This window comes from Candidatus Poriferisocius sp. (assembly GCF_965208475.1).
Lineage (GTDB): Bacteria > Actinomycetota > Acidimicrobiia > Acidimicrobiales > Bin134 > Poriferisocius.
Genome location: NZ_OZ242338.1, coordinates 764,609 through 789,524, shown reverse-complemented (window position 1 = coordinate 789,524; position 24,916 = coordinate 764,609). Strand labels below are relative to the sequence as shown.

27 protein-coding genes and 1 pseudogene are annotated in these 24,916 nt (G+C 67.0%); 20 read left to right on the top strand and 8 right to left on the bottom strand.

Going from position 1 to position 24,916, the window contains the following annotated elements:
- The first annotated feature begins 4 nt into the window (after positions 1–4).
- A complete protein-coding gene (locus ACOGXA_RS03700; protein WP_419925933.1) occupies positions 5–913 on the top strand; it encodes a TIGR03619 family F420-dependent LLM class oxidoreductase in 909 nt (302 codons plus the stop codon).
- A 92-nt stretch (positions 914–1,005) separates the two neighbouring features.
- On the opposite strand, the gene ACOGXA_RS03695 is transcribed toward ACOGXA_RS03700, so the two are convergent.
- Both ACOGXA_RS03695 and fabI read right to left on the bottom strand, forming a co-directional pair.
- Positions 1,006–1,476, bottom strand: a complete 471-nt coding sequence (locus tag ACOGXA_RS03695; RefSeq protein WP_419925932.1) for a hypothetical protein — start codon at positions 1,474–1,476, stop codon at positions 1,006–1,008.
- 108 nt (positions 1,477–1,584) lie between these two features.
- Entirely contained in the window at positions 1,585–2,355 is a 771-nt protein-coding gene (gene fabI, locus ACOGXA_RS03690) for an enoyl-ACP reductase FabI (protein WP_419927039.1), read from the bottom strand.
- A 209-nt stretch (positions 2,356–2,564) separates the two neighbouring features.
- Here fabI and npdG point away from each other — a divergent pair, with 209 nt between their 5' ends.
- The gene (gene npdG, locus ACOGXA_RS03685) at positions 2,565–3,230 is read left to right on the top strand and encodes an NADPH-dependent F420 reductase (RefSeq protein WP_419925931.1); all 666 of its coding nucleotides are present in this window, start codon (positions 2,565–2,567) and stop codon (positions 3,228–3,230) included.
- Positions 3,231–3,280: 50 nt separating this feature from the next.
- Positions 3,281–4,405: a cysteine--tRNA ligase gene (gene cysS / locus ACOGXA_RS03680; RefSeq protein WP_419925930.1), complete on the top strand. Its 1,125-nt coding sequence runs from the start codon at positions 3,281–3,283 to the stop codon at positions 4,403–4,405.
- Between the two features lie 34 nt (positions 4,406–4,439).
- On the opposite strand, the gene ACOGXA_RS03675 is transcribed toward cysS, so the two are convergent.
- Together ACOGXA_RS03675 and thrS are read right to left on the bottom strand one after the other, a co-directional pair.
- Positions 4,440–4,943, bottom strand: coding sequence for an HIT family protein (locus ACOGXA_RS03675; protein ID WP_419925929.1), 504 nt, complete (start codon positions 4,941–4,943; stop codon positions 4,440–4,442).
- Positions 4,943–6,931 (bottom strand): threonine--tRNA ligase, encoded by a 1,989-nt coding sequence (gene thrS / locus ACOGXA_RS03670; protein ID WP_419925928.1) that lies wholly within the window; start codon positions 6,929–6,931, stop codon positions 4,943–4,945. Before thrS ends, ACOGXA_RS03675 begins: the two co-directional genes overlap by 1 nt.
- 105 nt (positions 6,932–7,036) lie before the next feature.
- Between thrS and ACOGXA_RS03665 the strand changes: the two genes are divergently transcribed.
- From ACOGXA_RS03665 to ACOGXA_RS03625, 9 genes are read left to right on the top strand one after another with little or no spacing between them, the layout of a single operon-like run.
- Entirely contained in the window at positions 7,037–7,543 is a 507-nt protein-coding gene (locus tag ACOGXA_RS03665; RefSeq protein ID WP_419925927.1) for a hypothetical protein, read from the top strand.
- A gap of 7 nt (positions 7,544–7,550) precedes the next feature.
- Positions 7,551–8,144, top strand: coding sequence for a CDP-alcohol phosphatidyltransferase family protein (locus ACOGXA_RS03660; protein ID WP_419925926.1), 594 nt, complete (start codon positions 7,551–7,553; stop codon positions 8,142–8,144).
- Positions 8,141–9,145 (top strand): phosphatidylinositol mannoside acyltransferase, encoded by a 1,005-nt coding sequence (locus tag ACOGXA_RS03655; RefSeq protein ID WP_419925925.1) that lies wholly within the window; start codon positions 8,141–8,143, stop codon positions 9,143–9,145. The genes ACOGXA_RS03660 and ACOGXA_RS03655 overlap by 4 nt, the downstream gene beginning before the upstream one ends.
- Entirely contained in the window at positions 9,142–10,263 is a 1,122-nt protein-coding gene (locus ACOGXA_RS03650; protein WP_419925924.1) for a glycosyltransferase family 4 protein, read from the top strand. Before ACOGXA_RS03655 ends, ACOGXA_RS03650 begins: the two co-directional genes overlap by 4 nt.
- A complete protein-coding gene (locus ACOGXA_RS03645) occupies positions 10,260–11,018 on the top strand; it encodes a M48 family metalloprotease (RefSeq protein ID WP_419925923.1) in 759 nt (252 codons plus the stop codon). Before ACOGXA_RS03650 ends, ACOGXA_RS03645 begins: the two co-directional genes overlap by 4 nt.
- Before the next feature lie 44 nt (positions 11,019–11,062).
- Positions 11,063–12,346, top strand: coding sequence for a DUF3048 domain-containing protein (locus tag ACOGXA_RS03640; protein WP_419925922.1), 1,284 nt, complete (start codon positions 11,063–11,065; stop codon positions 12,344–12,346).
- 48 nt (positions 12,347–12,394) lie between these two features.
- Entirely contained in the window at positions 12,395–13,294 is a 900-nt protein-coding gene (gene pdxS, locus ACOGXA_RS03635) for a pyridoxal 5'-phosphate synthase lyase subunit PdxS (protein WP_419925921.1), read from the top strand.
- 55 nt (positions 13,295–13,349) lie between these two features.
- Entirely contained in the window at positions 13,350–13,916 is a 567-nt protein-coding gene (gene pdxT / locus ACOGXA_RS03630) for a pyridoxal 5'-phosphate synthase glutaminase subunit PdxT (RefSeq protein WP_419925920.1), read from the top strand.
- Positions 13,917–13,928: 12 nt separating this feature from the next.
- The gene (locus tag ACOGXA_RS03625; RefSeq protein WP_419925919.1) at positions 13,929–14,678 is read left to right on the top strand and encodes a YebC/PmpR family DNA-binding transcriptional regulator; all 750 of its coding nucleotides are present in this window, start codon (positions 13,929–13,931) and stop codon (positions 14,676–14,678) included.
- A 48-nt stretch (positions 14,679–14,726) separates the two neighbouring features.
- Here the strand turns inward: ACOGXA_RS03625 and ruvB are convergent, their stop codons facing one another.
- Genes ruvB through ruvC form a run of 3 tightly spaced genes read right to left on the bottom strand, consistent with a single transcriptional unit; the run spans position 14,727 to position 16,865 of the window.
- Entirely contained in the window at positions 14,727–15,761 is a 1,035-nt protein-coding gene (ruvB, locus tag ACOGXA_RS03620) for a Holliday junction branch migration DNA helicase RuvB (protein ID WP_419925918.1), read from the bottom strand.
- A gap of 7 nt (positions 15,762–15,768) precedes the next feature.
- Positions 15,769–16,371, bottom strand: a complete 603-nt coding sequence (gene ruvA, locus ACOGXA_RS03615; protein ID WP_419925917.1) for a Holliday junction branch migration protein RuvA — start codon at positions 16,369–16,371, stop codon at positions 15,769–15,771.
- Positions 16,368–16,865 carry a crossover junction endodeoxyribonuclease RuvC gene (ruvC, locus tag ACOGXA_RS03610; protein ID WP_419925916.1) on the bottom strand — a complete coding sequence of 166 codons (498 nt, stop codon included), beginning with the start codon at positions 16,863–16,865 and terminating at the stop codon, positions 16,368–16,370. The genes ruvA and ruvC overlap by 4 nt, the downstream gene beginning before the upstream one ends.
- Before the next feature lie 181 nt (positions 16,866–17,046).
- Between ruvC and queA the strand changes: the two genes are divergently transcribed.
- From queA to secF, 5 genes are all read left to right on the top strand, one after another.
- Entirely contained in the window at positions 17,047–18,051 is a 1,005-nt protein-coding gene (queA, locus tag ACOGXA_RS03605; protein ID WP_419925915.1) for a tRNA preQ1(34) S-adenosylmethionine ribosyltransferase-isomerase QueA, read from the top strand.
- Entirely contained in the window at positions 18,048–19,187 is a 1,140-nt protein-coding gene (gene tgt, locus ACOGXA_RS03600) for a tRNA guanosine(34) transglycosylase Tgt (RefSeq protein WP_419925914.1), read from the top strand. The genes queA and tgt overlap by 4 nt, the downstream gene beginning before the upstream one ends.
- 95 nt (positions 19,188–19,282) lie before the next feature.
- Positions 19,283–19,570 (top strand): preprotein translocase subunit YajC, encoded by a 288-nt coding sequence (gene yajC, locus ACOGXA_RS03595; RefSeq protein ID WP_419925913.1) that lies wholly within the window; start codon positions 19,283–19,285, stop codon positions 19,568–19,570.
- Positions 19,571–19,588: 18 nt separating this feature from the next.
- Positions 19,589–21,142, top strand: a complete 1,554-nt coding sequence (gene secD, locus ACOGXA_RS03590; RefSeq protein WP_419925912.1) for a protein translocase subunit SecD — start codon at positions 19,589–19,591, stop codon at positions 21,140–21,142.
- Entirely contained in the window at positions 21,139–22,242 is a 1,104-nt protein-coding gene (secF, locus tag ACOGXA_RS03585; RefSeq protein ID WP_419925911.1) for a protein translocase subunit SecF, read from the top strand. Before secD ends, secF begins: the two co-directional genes overlap by 4 nt.
- Before the next feature lie 64 nt (positions 22,243–22,306).
- Here the strand turns inward: secF and ACOGXA_RS03580 are convergent, their stop codons facing one another.
- A complete protein-coding gene (locus ACOGXA_RS03580) occupies positions 22,307–22,570 on the bottom strand; it encodes a hypothetical protein (protein ID WP_419925910.1) in 264 nt (87 codons plus the stop codon).
- Positions 22,571–23,038: 468 nt separating this feature from the next.
- On the opposite strand from ACOGXA_RS03580, the gene ACOGXA_RS03575 reads away from it, so the two are divergent.
- The 3 genes and pseudogenes from ACOGXA_RS03575 (at position 23,039) to ACOGXA_RS03565 (ending at position 24,754) form a co-directional block, all read left to right on the top strand.
- Positions 23,039–23,275, top strand: a complete 237-nt coding sequence (locus ACOGXA_RS03575; protein WP_419925909.1) for a helix-turn-helix transcriptional regulator — start codon at positions 23,039–23,041, stop codon at positions 23,273–23,275.
- A 30-nt stretch (positions 23,276–23,305) separates the two neighbouring features.
- Positions 23,306–23,587, top strand: a pseudogene (locus ACOGXA_RS03570) (HipA N-terminal domain-containing protein); the annotation flags it as partial.
- 99 nt (positions 23,588–23,686) lie between these two features.
- Positions 23,687–24,754 carry a HipA domain-containing protein gene (locus ACOGXA_RS03565; protein ID WP_419927038.1) on the top strand — a complete coding sequence of 356 codons (1,068 nt, stop codon included), beginning with the start codon at positions 23,687–23,689 and terminating at the stop codon, positions 24,752–24,754.
- Positions 24,755–24,916 lie beyond the last annotated feature (162 nt).

Genomic DNA, 24,916 nt, shown 5'->3' with positions numbered 1-24,916 from the left:
CGGCATGAAATTCTGGTGTGTGACCGCGTTCATGAAGAGCACCGAGCTGGTGCCCATCGCCCGGATGGTCGATAAAGCCGGGTACCACGGGATGGTGCTCTCTGATCACATCTTCTATCCCCAGGACCTCGAAAGCCCCTACCCCTATTCGCCGTATGAGGACGGTCGGCCCATCTGGGATCCGGAGACTTCGTGGCCCGACACCTGGGTGACCATCGGTGCCATGATCGGCGCCACCCAGCAACTCCACTTCTCCAACAACATCTTCATCGCCCCCAACCGCCCCATCCTCTCTGTGGCCAAGCAGGTGTCCACCGCGGCGGTGATCTCCGAGAACAGGGTGGCGTTGGGCATGGCCGCGGGCTGGATGCGCGAAGAGTTCGAGCAGATGGGCCAAGACTTCGACAACCGCGGCCCCCGCAGCAACGAGATGATCGAAGCCCTGCGCGAGCTGTGGAAGCCGGGCTGGGTGGAGTTCCACGGGGAGTTCTACGACATCCCCCCGATGATGATGGGACCGGCTCCCGACCAGCCCATCCCCATCTACACCGGGGGCCACTCGGGGCCGGCGCTGCGCCGGGCAGCCCGCCATGCCGACGGCTGGGTGGGCAATGCCTACGACTGGGACACGCTGGCCGGCATCGTCGCCCGACTGCGGACGCTCTTGGCCGAAGAGGGCCGGGCCGAGGATCACTTCGAGATCATCTCCGGCTTCTATGAGCCGCCTTCACTAGACCTCTACCGCCGGGCAGAAGAGGAGCTGGGCATCACCGGTTTGTACGCCCTCCCCTGGGCAGAGCTCGAAGACGTCAGCACCGACAACCGCCAAGGCTTGCTGGAGAACGCCACCGCCTACCGCGACGCCATCAATCGTTTCGCCGACGACTTCGTCCGCCCCCTGGCAAACGGGTAGCGGGGGCCACAGCGGCGATCCAGAGTCATTGGACAACCGTCGGCTCCCCCGCAGACGGACAATGGCCTGCGAGGGGACGGGGGTAACGGAGATCAGGCGTTGGCGGCGGTCTTGCCCACCACTACTCGAGATGCCAGCAGAGCGATGATGAAGATTCCGTGCTGCTCCATGGCGGCGCGGTCGCCGAACAGGACCGCTCCCGCCGACAAGATGGCGAAGAACAAAATGCTGAGGGTCAAGCACGCCGCAATCGCGTCGCTGCTGTCAGCCTTGCGCCGGGCCAAGGAGACGAGCGCCCCCACAAACAGCAGGGCCAGCACAAGCTCGATAATCCCCACGATGGCGGCGATCGGCGCGGCCCACCCGTCGCCGAGTCCCAAGTTGGCCAGCAGTCCGTCTTGGTCAGGGGGGCCCTTGAGCTTGTTTTTGAAGTCAACTCCGAAGAAGTTGTCAGTGTTGAGGAACTTGTCCAGACCGTTAAGCAGCCAGAACACCGACCAGTGCAGAGCCAGCACCGCAGTGATGGTGACCGTCTTGTTGAGTTTGGCAAATTCGATTGGCATCTCTTACTCCTATTCCAAGCAACAGCTTTCTCGCCCCGACCATAGAGCTATAGCGAGCTCGGTTGGCGGATTTGAGCAGCGCAAGTGGGCAGGAGCCAGCGCTGAGCCTCAGGCGCCCACGGCGTGGTAGCCGCCGTCGACATGGATCATCTCGCCGGTGGTCATCGGGAACCAGTCAGACAAGAGAGCGACCGCGGCTTTGGCCACCGAGGAGCTGTCTTTGACGTCCCATCCCAGCGGGGCCCGGTCGGCCCATGTGTCCTCGAACACCCCGAATCCGGGGATGGAGCGGGCGGCCATGGTGCGCACCGGGCCGGCCGCCACCAGATTCACCCGGATGCCCTGCTCGCCCAGCGAGCGGGCCAAGTAGCGGGCGGCGGACTCGAAGGCCGCCTTGGCCACCCCCATCCAGTTGTAGGCGGGCCAGGCCACCGTGGCGTCGAAGTCGAGCCCCACGATTGATCCGCCTCCCGCCATGAGCGGCACCACCACCTCGGCCAGGGTCTTGAGGGAATAGGCCGAGATCTCCAGGGCCACCGCCACGTCGTCCCAACCGGCGGCCATGAAGTCGTCGCCCAAGCACACCTCCGGGGCGAAGCCGATGGCGTGTACGGCACCGTCCATCGCTCCCCACCTTTCGGCCAGCTCCCCCCGGAGGGCGGCGGGGTGTCCGGGGTCGGTCACGTCGAAGGCCAGAACCGGCGGCGGGCCCGGAAGCTTGCGGGCGGTGCGCTCGGTCAGGCTGAGGCCCCGGCCTGCGCCGGTCAGGACCAGCTCAGCGCCCTCTTCGGCGGCCAGCGCAGCGATGCCGAAGGCCAGCGACGCGTCGGTCAGCACCCCGGTTACCAGAATCCGTTTCCCGTCGAGGAGTCCCATGATCGTTGGAGGCTACTCGCCATCGAACCAAGCGGCAGCCCTATGAAGGTTGGCGAGGAACCCCACGACCGCCCAAGACAGCTCGCCATCGAACCAAGCGGCAGCCCTGCACAAGTTGGCGAGGAGCCCCACGACCGCCCGAGACAGCTCGCCTGAGCCGGTGCGGTTGCTGTATGTGAGTTTGCGAGTGATCCTCCTATACCGTTGGGCCGATGCGGATTGGCATTCTCGGAGGGACGGGCCCGGCGGGCGGAGCGTTGGCCGTCCGATTGGCATCGGAGGGATTCGACACCGTGGTGGGGTCGCGCTCGGCCGAGCGGGCCGCAGAAGTCTGCGACCGGCTGAAGGGGGAGTGGCCTGATCGCGGCCTTCCCCTCTCCGGCGCGGACAACAACGGCGCCGCCTCCTGCGAAGTGGTGGTGGTGGCCACCCCATGGGATGCCGCCGCGACCACCGCTGCCTCGGTGGCTGGTGAACTGGCCGGCAAGGTGGCCATCTGCATGGCCAACGCCCTGGTCAAGATGGGCCGGGAGTTCCAGCCGCTGATACCGTCCCGGGGCTCGGTGGCGGCTTCGGTGCAGTCCGCAGTGCCTCGGGCCCTGGTGTCGGCCGCCCTCCACCATGTGCCGGCCCACGATTTGGGCGATCTGAATCAGCCGGTGGACAGCGACGTGCTGGTGTGCTCCGACCACCCCGAGGCCACCGACACCACCATGGAAATCGTGGCCAGGCTGCCCGGAGTGCGGGCATTCGATGCCGGGCCGCTGTCTAGCGCCAGCCCGGTAGAGGCATTCACCGCGGTGCTGTTGCAACTCAATGTCCGCTACAAAACCCGGGTGGCGGTCCGCTTCACCGGGTTGGACCTCGAAGGCGGCTGAGCCCGTCGGCCATGCCACCCTCGCCATCTGCCGCATCCCCAGCAGAGCCGATGCGCCTCTACGACACCGCCCGGCAAGCGGTCGTTGCGTTCGAGCCGGGGCCGGTGGTGGCCATGTACACCTGCGGCATCACCCCCTACGACGCCACCCACCTGGGCCACGCCGCCACCTATGTGGCCTACGACGTCTTGCAGAGGCGGCTGCGCGACCGGGGACACGAGACCCGCTGCGTGCGCAATATCACCGATGTGGACGACGACATCCTCCGCAAGGCCAGGGAGGTCGGCGTCCATTACCTGGATCTGGCCGCGGCCGAGACCGCCCGGTTTGACTCCGACATGCAGGCCCTGGGAATGCTGCCGTGCTGGTCGGAGCCCCGGGCCACCTCGGCCATCGCCGACATCCGCAAGATGATCGGCCTCGTGCTCGACCGGGGCTACGCCTACCAGTCGGGGGGGTCGGTGTACTTCGACATCTCCGCCTTCGACCGCTTCGGCCAAATCAGCCATTTCGACCGGGACACCATGCTGGCCCTGGCTGCCGAGCACGGGGGCAACCCCGACGATCCCAACAAACGCGACCGGCTGGACTTCGTCCTGTGGCAGAAGTCCGCCCCCGACGAGCCCGCCTGGGACTCCAAGTGGGGCCCCGGCCGGCCCGGCTGGCACATCGAGTGCTCGGCGCTGGCCATGCGGGAGCTTGGCGATACCGTCGATCTCCACGGGGGCGGGACCGACCTGGTCTATCCCCACCACGAATGCGAGGCCGCCCAGTCGGAGGCAGTCACCGACAAGCAGTTCGTGCGCCACTGGATGCACCAGGCGATGGTGCGAATGGACGGCGCAAAGATGTCCAAGTCGCTGGGCAACCTGGTGTTCGTCTCCGACCTTCTGAAGGAATACGACCCCCGGGCCATCCGCCTGGCCATAGTGGCCCACCACTACCGCGATTCCTGGGAATGGAATGACTCACTAATGCCCACCGCCGCGGCCCGCCTCGAATCTTGGCAGGCCGCGCCCGAAGGCAGCCCCGATGCAGCCAACGCGGTCCTCTATCAGGTCCGTTCCTGCCTAGATGACGACTTAGACACCCCCTCAGCAGTAGCCGCCATCGACGCCGCCGCAACAACCGGCGCAATCACCCCCGCAGCCGCCCTGCTGGGCGTTCGGCTGTAAGCCATACCGAACCCTGCGCCCGTTTGTGTGCTCCCTATTCCCCCCAAGCATCCCTCAGCTTGGACCATGATTCGGCCAGGGGTTCGGGGAGCACTCGGGTTTCGGCTGCGGTGGTCATGAAATTGGTGTCGCCCCGCCAGCGGGGCAGGCAGTGGACGTGGAGGTGGTCGGGAATGCCGGCGCCGGCGGCCGCCCCCAAGTTGAGGCCCACGTTCACGCCGTCGGGGTTGTAGGCCCGGCGGATGGCGGCCACCGCGGCCCGAGTCGCGGCCCACAGCTCATCGCTCTCGGCGTCGCTGAGGCCGGCTAGGTCGGCCACCGGACGGTTGGGCACGACCATCAGGTGGCCGCTGCCGTAGGGATGGGCGTTGAGCAAGGCAAAGCAGGTCTGGCCCCGCCACAAGATGCCGGTCTCCTCATCGGATTCAGGGGCGGCCAGAATCTGCTCGAAAAGAGTGGCCTCTGCCGGCTCCGCGCCTGTGGCGGCTATACCCGCCACATAGCGGCTGCGCCACGGGGCCCACAAGCGCTCAAGCATCAGCGATGGTCCGCTACTTCTTCGTTCAGTCGATTGGCGAAGTCGCTCAGCAGCACGCCCCGCTCGTCGCCGTCGCTTCCCCGGGCGTTCACTCCCACCGTGCCGTGGGCCACGTCGTCGTCACCCACCACCAGCACATAGGGCAGCTTTTGGAGCTTGGCCGCCCTTATGCGCCGGCCCAGCGGCTCTTCAGCGGCGACCACATGGACTCTGAACCCCGCTCGGCTCAGCCGGGCCTCGACTTCAGCGGCGTAGTCGGCATGGGTGGCGGCCACCGGCAAAATGGCCGCTTGGACCGGGGCGAGCCACGCCGGGAACGCACCGCTGCAATGTTCGATGAGCACCCCGAAGAAGCGCTCAATGGCTCCCATGAGGGCGCGGTGGATCATCACCGGGCGATGGCGGTTGCCGTCGGAGCCCACATATTCGAGGCCGAACCGCTCGGGAAGTTGGAAGTCCACCTGGAGGGTGGACAGCTGCCAGCTCCTCCCGATGGCGTCGCGCACATCGATGTCGATCTTGGGCCCGTAGAAGGCGCCGCCGCCCTCGTCCAGTTGATACTCCAGCCCGGAGGCCTCCAGCGCCTCCCGGAGAGCGTCGGTGGCCAAGTCCCATTCGGCGTCCTCGCCGATCGACTTTTCCAGCGGCCGGGTGGCCAAGCGGGCCTCGAACTCCTCGAATCCGAACGCCCGCAGCACCGACAGCACGAACGCCACCAACGAGGCGATCTCGGCGGGGGCCTGCTCCCGGGTGGCGAAGATGTGGCTGTCGTCCTGGGTGAATCCTCGGATGCGCATCAGGCCATGGACCGCTCCCGACAGCTCATAGCGGTACACCGTGCCCAGTTCGAACAGTCGAATGGGCAGGTCGCGGTAGGAGCGCTGGCTGCTCTTGTAGATCAGCACGTGGAAGGGGCAGTTCATCGGCTTGAGGTGGTAGGAGGCGCCGTCCAACTCCATGGGCGGGTACATGGACTCCCGGTAGAAGTCCAGATGGCCGCTGGTCTCCCACAGCTCTGAGCGGGCGATGTGGGGGGTGACCACCGACTCATAGCCCCCCTCGTCGTGGCGGCTGCGGCTGTAGTCCTCGATGATGCGCCGCACCGCCGCCCCCTTGGGGTGCCAAACGGCGAGGCCCGGTCCCAGCTCGGTGGGCCACGACAGCAGGTCGAGCTCGCGGGCCAGTTTGCGGTGGTCGCGTTTTTCGGCCTCGGCCAGCCGGTGCAGGTGGGCGGCCAGGTCTTTGCGGGTTGCCCAGGCCGTGCCGTAGATGCGCTGCAAGGAGGGGCGGCCGGCGTCGCGGCGCCAGTAGGCCCCGGCCACGCTCATCAGCTTGAAGGACCCCAGCCGCCCAGTGGACGGGACATGGGGGCCGCGGCACAGGTCGATGAAGGAGTCGGAGTTGCGGTAGTAGCTGATCTGGCCGTCGCCGCCCACCTCGTCGGCCAGCTCATCAGCCGACTGCCCGGCATCATCGGATTCGGAAGCCAGGGCCACCGTTTCGATTATCTCCCGCTTGTAGGGGTGGTCGGCGAACAGCTCGAGCCCTTCGGCAGCCGACACCTCGTGGCGCTCGAAAGGCTGGTCGGCTTCGATGATCGCCCGCATCCGGGCCTCGATGGCCTCGAGGTCGTCGTCGCTGATAGTGGCCTCGTCAGGCAAGTCGAAGTCGTAGTAGAAGCCGTCTTGAATGGGCGGCCCGACGGCGTAGGTGGCGCCGGGGTACATCTCCAGCACCGCTTGGGCCAGCACATGGGCAGTGGAGTGGCGCAGCGTTTCCAGGCCGGCCTCGCTGTCGGCGGTGATGATCGCCACCTGCTGGCCATCGGCCAGCGGCACGCTCAGGTCCACCTCCACATCGTCGACGGTGGCGATGAGAGCGGCCTTGGCCAGACCAGGGCCTATGTCAGCCGCAAGGTCGCCCGCGGTGGCCCCCGAGCCAATCGTGCGCGTGCTGCCGTCCGGGAGAGTGACGTTGATCTCAGCCATATCGGGACAACCCTAGAAGCTCAAGCCCCTAGGAGGCTTATGCAATGCCGTTCAACGCCCCTTGTCCATGTCCTGCGCGCCGCGGCCAGCCGGTAGCCTTGTGCGGTGTCTGATGCGGAGATAACTGACGAGCTTCCCCAGGAGCTGAAGGTCAGCGAGTACGTCGGCCCCTATCTGTTTCCCAACAACAGCCGCCGCCGGATCCCCGCCATTATCTACCTGTCGGCCTCGGTGGTCTGCACCGTGGTGTGGGCGGTCGCCGCCGAGAGCCCGTTGGTCAACGGAGGAATCCTGGCCGCGGCCATCGCCCTGGCCGCGTTCGCCGTCTACGGCTTCGTGTGCGGGAAGGAGCTGAAGATCGACGAATCGGGCGCTTTGGTGGTTGCCGTCGCAGCGGTGGGCTTCCCGGTGGGCCACGCATCGGCGCAGATGGGCTGGCGGGGCTGGTTCAGCCGACCTGCTTGGCGGATCTTGCTCTACTCCAACGAGCCCCAGCCCGACCAGCGGGGCCTGGTCTTCGTAGACGGCATCAGCGGTGAGGTGATCGACCAGCTTGTGCAGCCCAATCCCGAGGACTGGACCGACCTCAGCGACAGCGCGCCGGTACAGTAGGGGTCGCATGTTCGACGGCAACTGGCGCTCGGCGGTCAATCGGGGGCTTGATCCCATCGGCGCCGTCCTCTGTCGGTTGGGTGTGAGCGCTGATGGGGTTACCTCCTTCGGCGTCGCAATGGCCGCGGTGGCCGCCGTGGTCATCGGCCGCGGCCAGTTGATCCTCGGCCTGATCTTCTTGATCCTGGCCGGTCTTTCTGACGCCCTCGACGGGCCCATCGCCAAGGCATCGGGCACCAGCTCGGTTCGGGGCGCCTTCTTCGACTCGGTCAGCGATCGGGTGTGCGACGCCCTGCTGTTCGGGGGATTGGCCTGGTATTTGGGGTCCACCGAGCCCGGTCACATCTTCATGCTGCCCCTGGCCCTCATGGGTGTGGCTTCGCTGGTCTCCTATCAGCGGGCCAAGGCCGAGTCGCTGGGCCTCGACGCCAAGGGCGGCCTCATGGAGCGCGCCGAGCGGTTCATCGTGCTCGGCGCCGGACTGGCCTTCAGCTTCGTGCTGATCCCGGTGCTCTGGGCCATGCTGGGCCTCACCGCGGCCACCGCCTTGCAACGATTTGCCAAAGTCTGGCGTCAAGCCGACACCATGCACTCAGTATGAATGCCGCCGAAGAGGCCACACCTCCCATAGCCCGAGCCCGCCGGCTGTCGGCCGATGTGCTCTTGTACCGCAGCGGCGCCGCCTTGGCCCGCCATCTGCCCCAACCGGTGGGCGCAGCCCTTACCCGCGCCATCAGCCGGAGCGCATACCGGATGCTCCCCGAGCGCCGGTTCATCACCGAGCGCCGGCTCCAGCGGGTGTGCGGCCCCGATTTCGGGGGCGATGCCTTGGCCCAGGCTGTCAAGGCCTCGTTTGAGTCCTACGCCCGGTACTGGTTCGACGGCGCCCGGCTCGGCAAGCTGGACGACGACACCGTAAGCGCCCGATTCACCCACCAGGGCTTCCACTACGTCCAAGAGGCCATCGACACCGGCACTGCGCCCATTCTGGCCCTGCCCCACCTCGGGGGATGGGAGTGGGCCGGCACGTGGATGGCCCGGATTCCCGGGTACCCGGTGATATCGGTGGTCGAGCCGCTCGAGCCGGCCCGGCTGTTCGACTGGATGGTGGGCGAGCGCCGTCGCATGGGCATCGACATCGTGCCCCTGGGACCGGCCGCGGTCTCCGCTCTCGTCAAGTCGCTGCGAGCCAAACAGGTGGTGTGCCTGCTAGCCGACCGGCAGGTGGGCCGAGGGGGAGTGGAGGTGGAGTTCTTCGGGGAGCGCACCCTGCTGCCCGGCGGACCGGCCACCCTGGCCCTGCGGACCGGCGCGGCAATTCTGCCCACCGCGGTGTACCAGGACGGGCCCGGTCATCGGGGCGTGGTGCTGCCGCCGGTCCCCGCCGAGCGCCACGGCAGGCTGCGGGCCGATGTGGCCCGGATCACCCAAGACCTGGCCCGATCCTTGGAAGGGCTGATACGCGCCGCCCCCGAGCAGTGGCACCTCATGCAGCCCAACTGGCCCAGCGACGAGGAGGCTCTCAGGAAGTTCCGCGAGCGGGGGAGCGGTGCAGACCCCTCCGCCAACGACGACTTCCCCAGAGTGGGGGTTCCGGGATGAGGGTCGGGCTGGTTTGCCCCTACAGCCTCACCATCCCCGGCGGGGTCCAGGGACAGGTCATGGGACTGGCCCGCTCCCTGCGCCGCATGGGGGTGGAAGCCCGGGTGCTGGCGCCCTGCGACGGCCCTCCGCCCGACGAGTCGGTCACGCCGTTGGGCAACAGCCTGCCCACGGCGGCCAACGGCTCTATCGCCCCGCTCGCCCCCGACCCCCCCGCCCAGCTCCGCACGATCCGGGTGGTGCGCGACGAGCACTTCGATGTGCTCCACCTCCATGAGCCGATCGCCCCCGGCCCCACCAACACTGCTGCCGTGCTGAAATCGGCGCCCCTGCTGGGCACCTTCCACCGGGCCGGCCACAGCACCGCCTATCAGCATTTGCGCCCCTTGGTGCAGTGGGTGGCCAATCGACTGGACTACCGCTGCGCGGTGTCGGAGGACGCCCGCCGCCTAGCCGAAGACCAGCTCGGCGGCTGCTACGAGCTGGTGTTCAACGGAGTTGAGCTCAATGCCCCCTCCGCTGAGCCGGTGACATCGTCTCATCCCACCATCTTCTTCGTGGGACGCCATGAGCCTCGCAAAGGGCTGGCAATCCTGATCGACGCCCTTCGGTATCTGCCGCCCGAAGTGCGGCTGTGGGTGGGGGGCGACGGTCCAGAGACCCAACACCTGAAAGAGCAGACCGGCAACGATCCCCGGGTGGAGTGGCTGGGACGGATCTCCGACGCGGAGAAGCAGTCCCGCTTGCAGGGCGCTGATGTGTTCTGCGCCCCGTCTTTGTTCGGCGAGTCGTTCGGGGTGGTGCTGCTGGAAGCCATGGCCGCTCGGACTCCGATCGTGGCCTCCGATCTGGACGCCTACGCCATCGTGGCCCGCCCGGGACGCGACGCCCTGCTCTCCGAGCCCGGCGATGCCGCCGCATTGGCCGCGGCCCTCAAACGAGTTCTGTTCGACGCCGACATGGCGGGCGCATTGATGGAATCGGGTTTGGACCGGGCCCAGCAGTTCTCCATGGACAAGCTGGCCTGCCGCTATGCCGAGATCTATGCCGATCTGGCCGCCCGCCGTCGGGTCCGCTCCCCAGAGCCCGAGACTGCCCAAAGCAAAGGGGGAGCGTGAACCCCGGACCGCGCCGATCCGCAACCGCCCTCGGCATTCTGGGCGCAGTTGTCGCCGCGGCAGCCCTGGTTGTTCTTCGCGCCCTTGTTGGCCTGCCCTGGCTATGGGCCCTCGTCATCGCGGCTGTCGCCGGCGCGGCCGCCGTCGGCGGGCTGCGCTTGACCGCTTGGCGGTTGCTGCTGCGCCTTGCCGGCGGCCAGGCCCCCGACGGTGCGGCCGAGGAGACCCTCGCCAATGTGCTGGAGGGCCTGTGTGTGAACCACGGCATTCCCGCTCCCGAGCTGCGCGTCATCCAGTCTGACTCCATCAATGCCCTGGCCGCGGCCCGTACCCCCGCTCATGCCGGCATCGTCGTCACCTCCGGCGCGGTCGAGCAGCTCGAGCGCATCGAATTGGAGGGACTGCTGGCCCATCATCTGTGCCGCATACGCCGGGGTGACGCCGCTTTTGAGACGCTGGCCGGAATCCTCCTGGCCTGGCCGCTGGGAGCGGTCGGCTGGCTGCGCAGCCGGGTGATGGGCCGGGTATTGCCGGCCGGCCGGAGCCTGAAAGCCGATTTCGAGGCGGTATCGCTCACTCGGTATCCGCCCGGTCTGCTGTCTGCGCTTATGACCATTTCCGGCCAAACCCCTGAAGTACCATCAGCCACAGTGGCTGCGCTGCACATGTGGATAGACGAGCCTGATTGGGGGATAGCCGACGCCGTGCGCCATCCCGGGCTGCAAACCCGGATAGCCGCGCTGAGCGAACTCTGATGGAAGGCTTGTCAGCGCCTCGGCCCGCATCCCGGCGCGCCAGAATGGTCGCCCCGCTGCTGGTCGCGGCTCTGGCGGCCGCAGGCTGCGGCGGTTCGAATGCGAGTGATCCCGCCGACGGGGCTGGGGGAACCAGCGCAGCCCCGCCCGCCTCGGAGTCGACGAGCACACCCACCGGCGATGGGGCGCCGGACACACCGGACGGGGCCACTGCCGAGCCGTCGGAGCGCGACCCCGATGCCGCCGGCTCGGGCAGTGCCGACCCTGATCCGCCCGCCTCCCCGATGCCGGGGGAAGACGGCGCCCCTGATCCCGTGCCGGCCACCCCCGACCCTCAACCGGCGCCCACTGAGCCGCTCACCGGTGAGCCGCTGGACAACCCCTCCATCATGAATCGGCCGGCCTTGGCGATCAAGGTAGGCACCAGCAGCGTGGGCCGCCCGCAAACCGGGATCAACCAGGCAGACATGCTCATCGAGGCCAGAGTGGAGGGGATCACCCGGCTGATGGCCGTATTCCACAGCCAGGGGGCCGAGCCGCTGGGCCCGGTCCGGTCGGCCCGCAGTTCCGACCCCGATATCCTGGCCAACTTCGGACAGCCGATATACGGACACTCCGGGGCCAATCCGGGCGTGCTCCGGGAAATCTCCCAGGGCCAGGCCGACGGCAAGCTCTATGAACTGCGCTGGGACAACCTGCCCACCGACTACTGGCGGGTGAGGGATCGGGTGCCGCCGTGGAACCTGTACACCACCACCGCAGCCATATGGGATGCGGCCCCCGGCCGTCTGGAAGCGCCGGCGCCGCTATTCGAGTACCGCCGGCCGGGGGAGAGCCTCCCGCCGTCCGCTCAGCCGGTGCCCGGCGTTGAGGTCCGCTATCTGAGCAGCAGCGGCGGCCTCGGACTGCTGGCGCAGTTCGCCTGGGACGGGGAATCCGGCGGCTGGGCCCGCTGGCAAGACGGAACCCCCCATGTGGACATGGCCCGGCACACCGACGGCACGCCCAATCCCGACATCGCCCCCGTCCAGGTGGCGCCGGCCAACGTGGTGGTGCTCCAAACCCGCTACACCGGCAGCGCCGCCGATCCCCGGAGTCCAGAGGCCATCACGGTCGATCCCAACGGAGGCGTCGCCCTGGTGTTCACCGCGGGCCATCTGATCCGAGGCCAATGGACCCGCCCGTCGGCCGGCCAGCCGTGGCAAGTGGCCGACGGCGACGGCAACCCGGTGCGGCTTACCCCTGGGCAAACATTCATCGCCCTGCCGGGGGGAGATGTCCTGGTGATGGTGGAAGACTTCGCCGAGAACCTGCTCAAGAAGCGGTAGCAGAAACCAACCTCGCGTTTTCCCGGCTGGAAGCCATAGACTGCCACCATGACCGCTGAGTCGATTTCAGGCCGCGAGAAGGGGACCACTCTGGTCAAGCGAGGGCTGGCCGAGATGCTCAAGGGAGGCGTGATCATGGACGTGGTCACCCCCGAGCAGGCCAAGATCGCCGAGGACGCCGGAGCGGCGGCGGTCATGGCCTTGGAGCGGGTTCCCGCCGACATCCGCCGCGACGGCGGGGTGGCCCGCATGAGCGACCCCGAGATGATCACCGGCATCCAGGGGGCGGTCACCATTCCGGTCATGGCCAAAGCCCGCATCGGCCACTTCGTCGAGGCCCAGATTCTGGAGGCCCTCGATGTGGACTACATCGACGAGAGCGAGGTGTTGACCCCGGCCGACGAGGCCCACCACATAGACAAGTGGTCGTTCACCGCGCCGTTCGTGTGCGGGGCCACCAATCTGGGCGAGGCACTGAGGCGCATCTCCGAGGGGGCGTGCATGATCCGCTCCAAGGGCGAGGCCGGCACCGGCAACATAGTGGAGGCCGTCCGCCATCTCCGGTCGATCATCGGCGATGTCCGCCGGATAACCCAGGCCGACTCGGCCGAGATGTTCGACTGGGCCAAGCAGCTCCAGGCCCCGCTGCCCCTTGTCCGGGAAGTGGCCGAGACCGGCTGGCTCCCGGTGCCGCTGTTCTGCGCCGGGGGCATCTCGACTCCGGCCGATGCTGGACTGGTCATGCAACTCGGCGCTGAGGCGGTGTTCGTGGGCTCGGGGATCTTCAAGTCCTCCGACCCGGCGCCCCGGGCCAAGGCCATAGTGGAGGCGGCCACCAACTACCGCGACCCCCACATTCTGGCCAAGGTCAGCCGCGGCTTGGGCGAGCCCATGCCCGGCCTGGAAATCGACGGGCTCGACACCCGACTGGCCGACCGCGGCTGGTAGCAGCGTCTGACCGTGCAGCAGGTCGAGATGTCGCCCCGAGACCCGGAGCCCCCGGGTGAAAGTCGGAATTCTGGCCCTACAGGGCGCCTTCGGGCTGCATGAGCAGGTCCTGAATCGGCTGGGAGTGGCCGCGGTCCAAGTCCGGACTCCCCAAGAGCTGGCCGAGGTCGACCGCTTGGTGATTCCCGGCGGCGAGTCCACCGCGATCTCCAAGCTGATAGATGCCAATGGCTTGGCCGGCCCGCTGGCCGATCGCCTGGCCGACGGCATCCCGGTTCTGGGAACCTGCGCCGGGATGATCCTTCTGGCGTCCGAGGTGGTGGACGGCTATCCCGGCCAACACTGCTTCGCGGCAATTGACGTGTCGGTGATTCGCAACGGCTACGGCCGCCAGTCCGACTCGTTCAGCGCGCCGATCGCCGTCGACGGCTGGGGCGCCACGTTTCCCGGCGTGTTCATCCGCGCCCCGGTGGTGGAATCGGCGGGAGCAGAAGTAGAGACCATGGCCGAATTGGACGGGGTGCCGGTGCTATGCCGCCAAGGCTCGGTGGTGGTGTCGTCGTTCCATCCCGAGCTGGCCGACGATGATCGAATCCACCGCTGGTTCACAGAGCGGGAATAGGGGAGAGCACCCATGTCAGGACACTCCAAGTGGGCCACCATCAAGCATCGCAAGGGCGCAGCCGACAAGCGGCGGGGCAAGCTGTTCGCCAAGCTCATCCGCCAGGTGGAAGTGGCCGCACGCGAGGGGGGCGGCGATCTCGACGCCAACCCCACGCTTCGCACCATGTTCCAGAAGGCCAGGGACAACTCGGTGCCATTGGACACCATCGAGCGAGCCATCAAGCGGGGCACCGGCGAGCTGGAAGGGGTCTCCTACCAGTCGGTGTCCTATGAGGGTTACGCCCCCGGCGGAGTGGCCCTCTACGTGGAGGCGCTCACCGACAACCGCAACCGCACCAGCTCGGAGGTGCGGACGCTGTTCACCCGCAACGGGGGATCGCTGGCCGAGCCCGGCGCGGTGGCCTGGCAGTTCGAGCGCAAAGGGGTGGTGGTCTTGGACCGCTCGGTGGACGAGGACGAGCTGATGATGGCCGCCCTCGACGCCGGCGGCGAGGACTTGGCCGACGAGGGCGACACCTGGCGCCTCACCTGTGACCCATCGGACCTCTCGACGATGCGCGACGCCCTGACCGATACCGGCATCTCCTTCGTGTCGGCCTCCTCCACCATGCTGCCCACCTCGGTAGTAGGCGTCGAAAGCACCGACGCCGCCCGTGCCGTCCTCCGCCTCATAGACGCCCTCGACGACCACGACGACGTCCAAGACGTGTACGCCAACTTCGACATACCCGACGACATCCTCCAAGCGGTGGCCATCTGAGGCTGCCTCCGCTCACCGGTGCTCTGCACAGTTCTTCGTTCAGGCAGATCAGTCGAACAGGTTGGATTGGTCCGCGGCGCTGGCGGGCGCGGCCAAGCCCAGGTGTTGCCACGCCGTGGTGGTGGCCACTCGGCCTCGGGGGGTGCGCATCAGCAGGCCCTGCTGGATGAGGAAGGGCTCGTACACGTCCTCCACCGTCTCGGCCGGCTCGCTGACGCTGATGGCCAGGGTGGACAGCCCGACCGGCCCTCCGCTGAACCGCTCGCACAGGGCCGACAGGATGGCCCGGTCGATCTTGTCGAGGCCGGCGGGGTCCACGCCGAACACTTTCAGCCCGGCGGCCGCGACGGCATGGTCGATGACACCATCGGCTCGGACCTCGGCGTAATCCCGCACTCGGCGCAGCAGCCGGTTGGCGATACGGGGAGTGCCCCGGGCCCGGAGGGCGATCTCGGCCGCTCCGGCCTGGTCGACCCGGATGTCGAGGATGGTCGCCGCCCGGGCCACGATGGCCTCCAAATCCGAAGTGTTGTAGTAGTCGAGCCGCGACACCAGCCCGAATCGGTCTCGCAGCGGTCCGGTGATGAGCCCGGTGCGGGTGGTGGCGCCCACCAGGGTAAATCTGGCCAAATCGAGGCGAACCGATTGAGCCGCCGGCCCCTTGCCCAGCACGATGTCGACGTTGAAGTCCTCCATGGCCGGGTACATCACCTCTTCGACGATGCGGGGCAGTCGATGGATCTCATCGATGAACAGCACATCGCCGTCCTCCAGCTTGGACAAGATGGCGGCCAAATCGCCCGCCCGCTCCAGCGCCGGACCCGATGTGATGTGGAGCCCGGCGTCCATCTCCTTGGCGACAATGTGGGCCAGTGTGGTCTTGCCCAAGCCCGGGGGTCCGGCGAACAGCAGATGGTCGGCCGGCTGCGATCGGGCTCGGGCCGCGCCTAGGATGATGTGAAGATGCTCCTTCAGCTCCGACTGGCCCACGAACTCGTCCAGCCGGGCAGGCCGCAGCCCCGGCTCGGCCGCAGCATCTTCCGGCAGCGTGACCCCCGCCAGGAGCTCCTCCCTCTTGGTCATGGCCGGCTCACACCCCTGATGCCAGGTGGCGGAGGGCCTCTTTGAGCAGGGCAGAAGAGTTGTCCCCGGGGGGGAGGGCGGCGATGGCGGCGCGGATCTCCTCGGCGCTGTAGCCCAGTTCGGCCAACGCTTGGCGGACCACGTTGCGGGCATCGGAAGGCTGCTCGCCCTCCGGCCGGTCTGATGCCAGCGCAGAGGTCACGTCGCCGATGTCGAGCCGGGATTTGAGCTCCACCAAGAGCCGGGCCGCGGTCTTCTTGCCCACTCCGGGCACCAGGCACAAGGCGTTGATGTCGTCGGTGGCCAGAATCCCGGCCAGCTCCGCAGGCCCGAATACCGACATGATGGCCATGCCCATCGACGGCCCCACGCCGTGAGCCGAGATGAGCCCCTCGAATACCCGGCGCTTGTCGGGAGTGTCGAACCCGTAGAGGGTCTGGGCGTCTTCCCGAATGTGATGGTGGGTGTGCAGCAGCACTTCTTGACCCAACTCTCCCAAGGAGGCCGAAGTCTCCGGCGCAACGGTCACCCGATAGCCGACGCCTGCGGCTTCCACGATCACCTCGTCGTGATCCCGCAGAGCCAGCGTGCCCCGCAGCAGCCCGATCACCGCGCCGCCTGGATCCGGGTTCGGGCAGGACGATGGGCCAGATGGCACAGGGCAACCGCAACCGCGTCGGCGGCGTCCACCGGCTTCAGGGGTCGGGGCAGGCCCAGAAGGGTCTGCACCATCTGTCCCATCTGCTCTTTGCCGGCGGCGCCCCAGCCCGCCACAGCCTTCTTGATCTGGGTGGGGGAGTACTCGGACACCTCAGCACCCGCCCCGACCGCCGCGGCCATGGCCACCCCACTGGCTTGACCCACCCCCATGGCGGTGCGCACATTCACCTGGAACAGCACTTGCTCGATGGCCACCGCATCTGGGCGATGGGCGTCCATCAGATCGGCCAGCTCGACCTGGAGCTCATACAGCCGCTGGGGGACGGGGTCGTCCTTGTCGGTGCGGATTACCCCGGCGGCCACCGCCTCGGTGACGCGGCCCTTCTGTCGGACGACGCCGTAGCCGCACCGGGACAGTCCGGGATCGATTCCCATCACCAGCATCAGCCCCAAACTACCGGGCAGGGCGGGCTGCCACGCGGACCCATCCGGCGACCGCGGCTGGCATCGGGGCAGGGGTGTCTGATGGTTGCGTTTGGAACCGTCGGCCCCATCATCGTTATCCTGCCCCCGGTCGAGCCGCAATGATCTAGGCGCCGGGAGGCGCTTAAGGTAGAAACAGGGCATGCGGACCGCGGAGTTCGATTATGAGCTGCCCGAAGCCGCCATCGCCCAGCGGCCCGCTGAACCCCGGGACAGCTCTCGGCTGCTGGTAGACCGGGGACCGGCTGTTCCGCCTGAGCATCGCTTGACCTGCGACCTTCCCCGTCTTCTCGGCCCCGGCGACGTGCTGGTGGTGAACAACAGCCGGGTCATGGCTGCCCGGCTTCGGCTTCACAAGGCAACGGGGGGCCGAGTCGAGGTCTTGTTGCTGGAATCGGGCGCACACGGGTGGTGGAGCGCCCTGGTGCGACCCGGCCGACGAGTGCCGCCGGGCACTGAGCTGTGGTTCGACGGCCAGCCAGTCATGGAGGTGGGGGAGCGGATCGGCGGCGACGGACGGCGCTGGGTGAGGCCCACCGGCGATCCCAGCGCTCTAATGGGCCAAGCCGGCGAGGTGCCTCTGCCCCCCTATGTGACCGAGGATCTGGCCGACACCGAGCGCTACCAGACGGTCTATGCCGACCGGCCGGTCTCGGCCGCCGCGCCCACCGCAGGGCTTCACCTCACAGAGGAGGTGCTCCACCGCTGCCGGGCGACGGGTGCCAGAGTCTGCATGCTGGAGCTGGCCGTGGGTGCCGCCACGTTCACCCCGGTTGCGGCCGACGAGCTCGACGACCACGTCATGCACTCCGAGTGGTACCGCATTCCCGAGGCCACTCTGGCCGCATGCGCAGGAGCTGAGCGAGTGGTGGCGGTGGGCACCACCGTGGTGAGGGCGCTGGAGTCGGCCGCGATCACCGGATCGGCTCGTGGGTCGACCAGTCTGTTCATCAAGCCGGGACACCAGTTCGCGGCGGTCGATGCCCTGCTCACCAATTTCCACCTGCCCCGGTCCAGCCTCCTGGCCCTGTTGGCCGCGTTCGTCGGGCCCCGCTGGCGAGACACCTACACCACCGCCCTGGCCGAGGGCTACCGTTTCCTTTCTCTGGGGGATGCCATGTTCTGCACCAGAAATCCAGGGCCATGACCCTGCGATTTGAAGCGCTGGCCCGCGACGGGCAGGCCCGCAAGGGCCGCATCACCACCCAAAGGGGCTCGTTCGCCACTCCGTGCTTCATGCCGGTGGGCACTCGGGCCGCGGTCCGCACCCTCGACACCGCCGACCTCGAAGCGCTCAACCCCCCGGTGGTGCTGGCCAACACCTACCACCTGATGATGAGGCCCGGCCCGGAGGTGGTGCAGCGCTTGGGCGGCGTTCACGGCTTCACCGGGTGGTCGGGCCATGTGCTCACCGACTCCGGGGGATACCAGGTGTTCTCCCTCGACCCCGAAGTCGACGACGACGGCGCCGTTTTCCGATCGGCCTACGACGGCTCGACCCATCTTTTCACCGCCGAGCGGGTGGTGGATGTTCAGCTCCAACTCGGCGCCGATATCCAGATGGCCTTCGATGTGTGCCCTCCGTCTGAGGCCCCCGCGCCCGTTCAGCGCCTAGCGGTCGACCGCACCGCAGCTTGGGCCGCCCGGGCCCGCCGCCGCTTCACGGAGCAGAGCGGACACCACACCGGGGCCAGCCAATTCGGCATTGTCCAAGGCGGCACCGACCCCGTCCTGCGGGCCGAGAGCGCGGCGCGGACCATCGAGCTGGGCTTCGACGGCTACGCGGTGGGCGGGCTGTCGGTGGGTGAGCGCCAAGACCAGATGCTGGCCGCTCTGGCCGCTACCGTCCCCCGCCTGCCCGAAGACCAGCCCCGCTACTTCATGGGCCTGGGCGATCCGGTCGGGCTGGTGGAGTGCGTGGCGCTGGGAGTGGACATGTTCGACTGCGTGCTTCCCACCCGTCTGGCCCGCCACGGCACCGCCCTCACCTGGGAGGGCCGCCTCAACATCGGCAACTCGTCGTTCGCCGCCGACGACCGTCCCGTCGACCCCGCTTTTCCGGCCAGCCCGGCCGCCCGCTATTCCCGGGCCTACCTGCGCCATCTGTTCAACGTGGACGAGCCATCGGCGGCCCGACTGCTCACCCTTCACAACGTGGCCTGGCTGCTCGCACTAATGGACTCAGTCCGAGATGCCATCGTTGAAGGCACCCTCAACCGGCTGCGCGACAGGGTGGCCGAGGCATGGACCCGCCCCGCCGAGAAAAAGCAGCCCGGCCAATAGCAGCCCGGCCCGCCGCGGCGGATGAGCGGCCAAGCCATTGACAGCCCGGCCCGCGAGTCGTCTGCGGGCTCGGTCTTCCGTTAGGATTCAGGGCCTTGGAGATCCTCCCGCTTCTGCTCTTGATGTTCGTCGCCATGTACTTCTTCATGGTGCGCCCCCAGCAGCGCAAGGCGCGCGAGCACCGCGCGCTGCTCGATGCCCTGGATGTGGGCGACGAGGTGATCACCGCATCGGGGCTGTACGGGATGATCACCGACTTCGACGGCGGCACCGTGTTCATCGAGATATCCGACGGCGTCGAGATCAAGATCAGCCGCGAGACCATCGCCAACAAGATCGTGTATTCCGACGTCGACGTCGATGGCGACGAAGCTGACGCCTAGCCCCCAGATCCAGCGCCAATGAGCCGCCGATCGCTGGTTTCCCTTGCCCTCATCGTGGCGGCGGCCGCGGGGCTGTTGGCGGCCTCGCTGGCCGTGGGCAACCGACCCCTGCTCGGACTCGACCTCAAAGGCGGGGTTGAGGTGGTGCTGGTGCCGGTGGACGACCCCGACCGCCCGGTGGCCATAACCGAGGGAGACTTGGACACCGCGGTCAACATCATCCGCGACCGCATCGACGGCCTGGGGGTGGCCGAGCCCGACGTGACCCGCCAGGGCAATCGGGTGGTGGTCCAGCTTCCCGGCATCAGCGACCAGCAGCGGGCCATCGACATCGTTGGCCAAACCGCCGAACTGCGCTTCCGCCCGGTGTGCGCCGAGCTCCTGGCCCAGCCGATTCTCATTTCTGATGCCGAATCCGACGCCGGGCCGCAACCGCCACCGGTACTGCCCGATCCTGCGTTGGACGAGCGGGGGCTGGCGCCGTGCCCAACGGATATCGACTACGCCGGCTTGGAGACCACCGCGTCAGCCGGCGACCTGCTCGAGCGCTTCGTGGTGCTGCCCGAGAGGGATGACAACGGCGATGTCCTCAGGCGCTATCTGCTCGGGCCGTCCACGCTGACCGGGGCCGGACTGTCGGGCGCCGACAGCTCGTTCCGGGCTCAGTTCGTGGTGAACGCCACCTTCAAAGGGGGCGACGAGGGCGCTGACAAGTTCGACGAGATGGCCGGAGAATGCTTCTCGGGGACTGCTTACTGCCCGACTGGCGCCCGGGGGCTCGGTCAGCTGGCCATCGTCGTTGACGGCAACGTGGAGTCGGCGCCCACGGTGCAGACCGGGAACTTCGGCGGCCAAGTGGAAATCACCGGCAACTTCACCGAGCAAGAGGCCGACGATCTGGCCCTGGTGCTGAGCTACGGCGCGCTGCCCATCGAATTCCAAGACCCCACCGATCCCCAGAGCGACAGCACCAGCCGGGCGGTGTCGGCCACCATCGGGGGCGACTCCCTGCGGGCCGGGGTTATCGCCGGCATTGTCGGGCTGGCGTTGGTGTTCTTGTTCATGGTCGCCATGTACCGGCTCTTGGGCGTGGCCGCCATGCTGAGCCTGGGAGTATCGGCCACCCTTTTGTGGGTGATCGTGGCCTGGCTGGGCGAAACCCAGGATCTGGCGCTGACTTTGGCCGGGGTCACCGGTCTCATCGTGTCAATCGGCGTGTCGCTCGACTCCAATGTGGTGTATTTCGAGCACCTCAAAGAGGATGTGGCCACCGGTCGGATGCTGCGCTCTTCCCTGGAGCAGTCGTTCCCGGCGGCGTTTCGGACCATCTTCCGGGCCAACTTCGCCTCGCTCATCGCCGCGGTCATCTTGTACTGGCTCTCGGCCGGCTCGGTTCGGGGTTTCGCCCTCATGCTGGGCTTGGCCTCGGTGCTCGACTTGGTGGCCACCTACTACTTCCTACGGCCCTGCGCCCTTTTGATGGCCCGCTCCAAGGGCCTGATGGCCCATCCCCACCGCCTCGGCCTGCCCACCGCCGACGAGGCCGCGACCGCAGCGGGAGGCGGATCATGAGCCGCTGGCAGCGCCTGCGGCGCAACCAGACCAGGGTCGACTTCCCCGAGCTCTGGAAGACCACCCTGAAGGTGTCGGCCGCCTTGGTCCTCATAAGCGTCGTGGCCCTTTTGGTGCGAGGCGTCAATTTGGGCATCGAGTTCGAGGGGGGAACGGTGTGGGAGGCCTCGGCGCCCGACGTCTCCACCGCCGATGTGCGCGACGCCCTGCGGAGCGTGGGCCAAGCCGATGCCAAGATCCAGTTCGTCGGCGGCGACGTGCTGCGGGTGAGGGCCGAGTTGGAGGCCACCGACGCCTCCAGCGTGGCCCAGGTGTCAGCGGCCCTGGCCAATCTCACCGGCCAGAGCCTCGACGACATCAGCTTCAACTCCATCAGCGCGTCGTGGGGCGGCGAGATCACCGACAAGGCCATCCGGGCCCTGATCGTGTTCTTCATCGTGGTGGCCATCTACATCACGCTGACCCTGGAGTGGCGAATGGCCCTAGCCGCCCTCGTGGCGGTGGCCCACGACATCGTGATCACCGTGGGCATCTACTCCCTGTTCCAGTTCGAGGTGACCCCGGCCACCGTCATCGCCTTCCTCACCATCATGGGCTACTCCCTGTACGACACCCTGGTGGTGTTCGACAAGGCCCGCGATTTCCAGCGGCGCTCCGCATTGGTCGGGCGGGCCACCTACACCCGCATCATGACCTCGGCGCTCAACACCGTGCTCATGCGCTCGGTGAACACCACCGTCACCTCGGTGATGCCGGTGCTGTCGATGCTGGTGATCGGCACGCTGGTGCTGGGCGCGGTAACCCTGGCCGAGTTCGCGGTGGCCCTGCTGATAGGCCTGTTGGTGGGCACCTACTCGTCGCTGTTCGTGGCCGCCCCGGCGGTCACCTGGCTCAAAGAGCGCGAGCCCGAATACACCGAGCTGCGAGAGCGCTTGGCGGCCCGGGCCCAGTCTCGGGGCACCACGGTCCACCAGGTGGAGGACGTGGCCGTAGGGCCGACCCCGCCGCAGGCGGCGCCCCCTGCTTCCGGGGCCACCCGCCGGCCTGCGCAAGCCGCCACCGCCATCCCCCCCCGCCCCCGAAAGCGCAAGCGACGGTAGCCGCTCAGTAGTTTTCCGAGGGGGATTACATACCTATTTACCCAACACGGTAGATGACCGAGGATTACGCGGACGCTGCGCGTTGTTTGCGGGCGAATAGGCTCACGAGTTGCTGCATGGTTTCCTCAGCAGCGCCGTTTGGGATGCTGATACGCCTGACAATGCGACCGGTGTGCGGAGGATTGGGCTTGTGCTCAACGTTCGCGAAGGTCAATTCAATTTCGTATTCGTGCTCATTCACGAAGACCTTGTTGGCTTTGAGCAGTTCATATTCGCCGTTGGTGTATTCCAGTTCGTAGCCAATTGTTCCGGCTGTGGGTTCACTCATCGGTTTCTCCGTCGCTTGGGGACACTGGGGGTGTTGTTGGTGGAACGTTGACATAGGTGCGACCGTCCACATGGGTATCGCCTGCTTGGGCGTGGGACTCATGAGACGTTTTCACTTGCATCGAAATTCTCTGCTCGATGCTCTTGATCTTCGCCAGGCCGACGGCACTAGCCACGAGTGCTGGGATTGCGGTGCTCAATGCCACTACAAGGTTCACGATATCGCTTCCGGTTTCCATTGGCTTACCAGTCCGGTGCGCTGGGTGGGCTTTGGGCACTCCTGCTTCACAGGTTGCGTTAAGAGGCATCATCAGACGGCTGAGCCGCAGGAGCACGCTTGTCTGGTGGTGCGATCAATCGTCTCGACGACCAATTGTGCGTCAGTACCGTAGCAGGTCAACTGTGTTACAATATTGTGGCAGATCAATGGTGCTACAATACCATCGCAAATCGATTTCGGGGGTTTTCAGTGTCCGAGTTCTTCCTACCATTCAACACAGTAGGAGGGCTCGCCGACGAGCTCCGCAGGCTCCGCTTGGATGCCGGTCTCACCCAGGCCGAGCTCGCCGACAAGGCTGGCGTGTCGAGGCGCTGGGTCGGCAATGCGGAGAAAGGCCATGTGGGAGGCGAGATAGGCAACCTGATGATGGTGGTCAGGGCGCTGGGCGTGAAGTTCGTATTCGAGCGCGACCCCTGGGCGGACTGATTAGTGCAGCAGGAGCCAGTCGCCGTGTTCATGCACGGCGAAGTTGCAGCGAGGATCGCCCCTGACGGGAAGGGAGGCGGTTCGCTCCGATATGACGGTGCCTATCGTCCCAACCGCGACGCGGTTCCGCTCTCGCTCTCGCTGCCCATGAACGTACAGGACCACAGTCCAGAGGCCACCGCTTCGTGGATTGGCGGATTGCTGCCTGACAACCCGCGCGTGTTGGAACGGTGGTATGCCAATGAGGGCGTTTCGCCTCCCACTCCCCTGGGATTGCTCAGCACCCGAGTCGGGCGAGACTGCGCTGGCGCGGTCCAATTTGTGCCTGAGGGTGCTGAGACAGAGGTGCTCGGGCGAGGTGGAGCGTTGAAGGGGCTGAGCGATTCTGACGTGGCAAAAGAGGTGCGGAGCATGGCCGCCGATTTGTCCTACTGGCTGCCCGACGCCGAGGAGGCATATTTCAGCCTGGGCGGCTATCAGGCCAAGACCGCACTCCACCTGCTTGACGACGGAACGTGGGCGCGCCCGTCAGGCAGCACGCCGACCACCCACATTCTCAAGCCGTCGCCTACGACGCAGCCGGAGATGGCGGCAGTCGAACACGTCTGCCTGGACATAGCCAGGCGGCTTGGGTTGAATGCGGCGGATTCAACGCTGGAGACCTACGGCGGCGTGAAGGTCTGCGTGATTAGGAGGCACGACAGGCGGCGAGGCGGAGATGGCTGGGAGCGCGTGCATCAAGAGGACGCCTGCCAGGCGATGGGGATACATCCGCACCTCAAGTACGAAGCGCAGGGCGGCCCTGGGATAGCTCAGATAGGGGACTTGATTAGGAGAAGCTCTGCCATGCCCAGTGAGGACATCGAGTCGTTTCGCGACACGCTGCTGTACTACTGGCTGATCGTGAACAGGGATGCCCACGCCAGGAACTACAGCTTCCTGATTGAGCCAGGCGGTGTCAGGTTGGCACCGATCTACGATCCCGGGTCGGTTCTGCCAGGCGCGCGGAAAAGGATCGGCTCGTATGAGCTTGCCATGCGCTTCGGAAGGGACTTCACCGTTTACAGGTCCCACGCCAAGGATTCTTTGTCCACGCTGGCCGCCTATTTGCGCGTCGAACACGGCGACACACTGAGCAGGGCCGAAGAGTTAGCAGCAACCATCGTGGATTGCGCCGAGAAGTCCATCGCCGCGTTGCCCGCGGCACACCAAACGCCGCAGATGGAAAGAATGCTTCAAGGGCTCAACAAGCGCTCAGATGAATGCCGAAAGACGGTTCGAGCAGCTAGAGGCATCATTTCCACTGCCAACAGGATCAGGCGCAAGAAGACAGGTCAGGCGGATATAGGCGACGACGCCCTGTCGCCAACTCAGATCGGACAGTTTAGGAAAGCGCAATGCGGGCATAGAAGCACTAGGACAGGCAAGCGGTGCGTCATGGGAGCAGGCCACACGTCCCCCCACCGCTACAAGCGCTGAAGGCTTCCTGGGCGGTCCTCTGAGATCGCGTTGACACATCGCCTGCCAGCGTTCCTTCATCAAGATGATGAAGCCCTGCAATCCCGATGTCTCCGAAGTGCCCGAGGCGGTGAGATCGGCGCTGGCGAGAAGGGACAGTCCCCATACGCCAGAAGCGCTCTG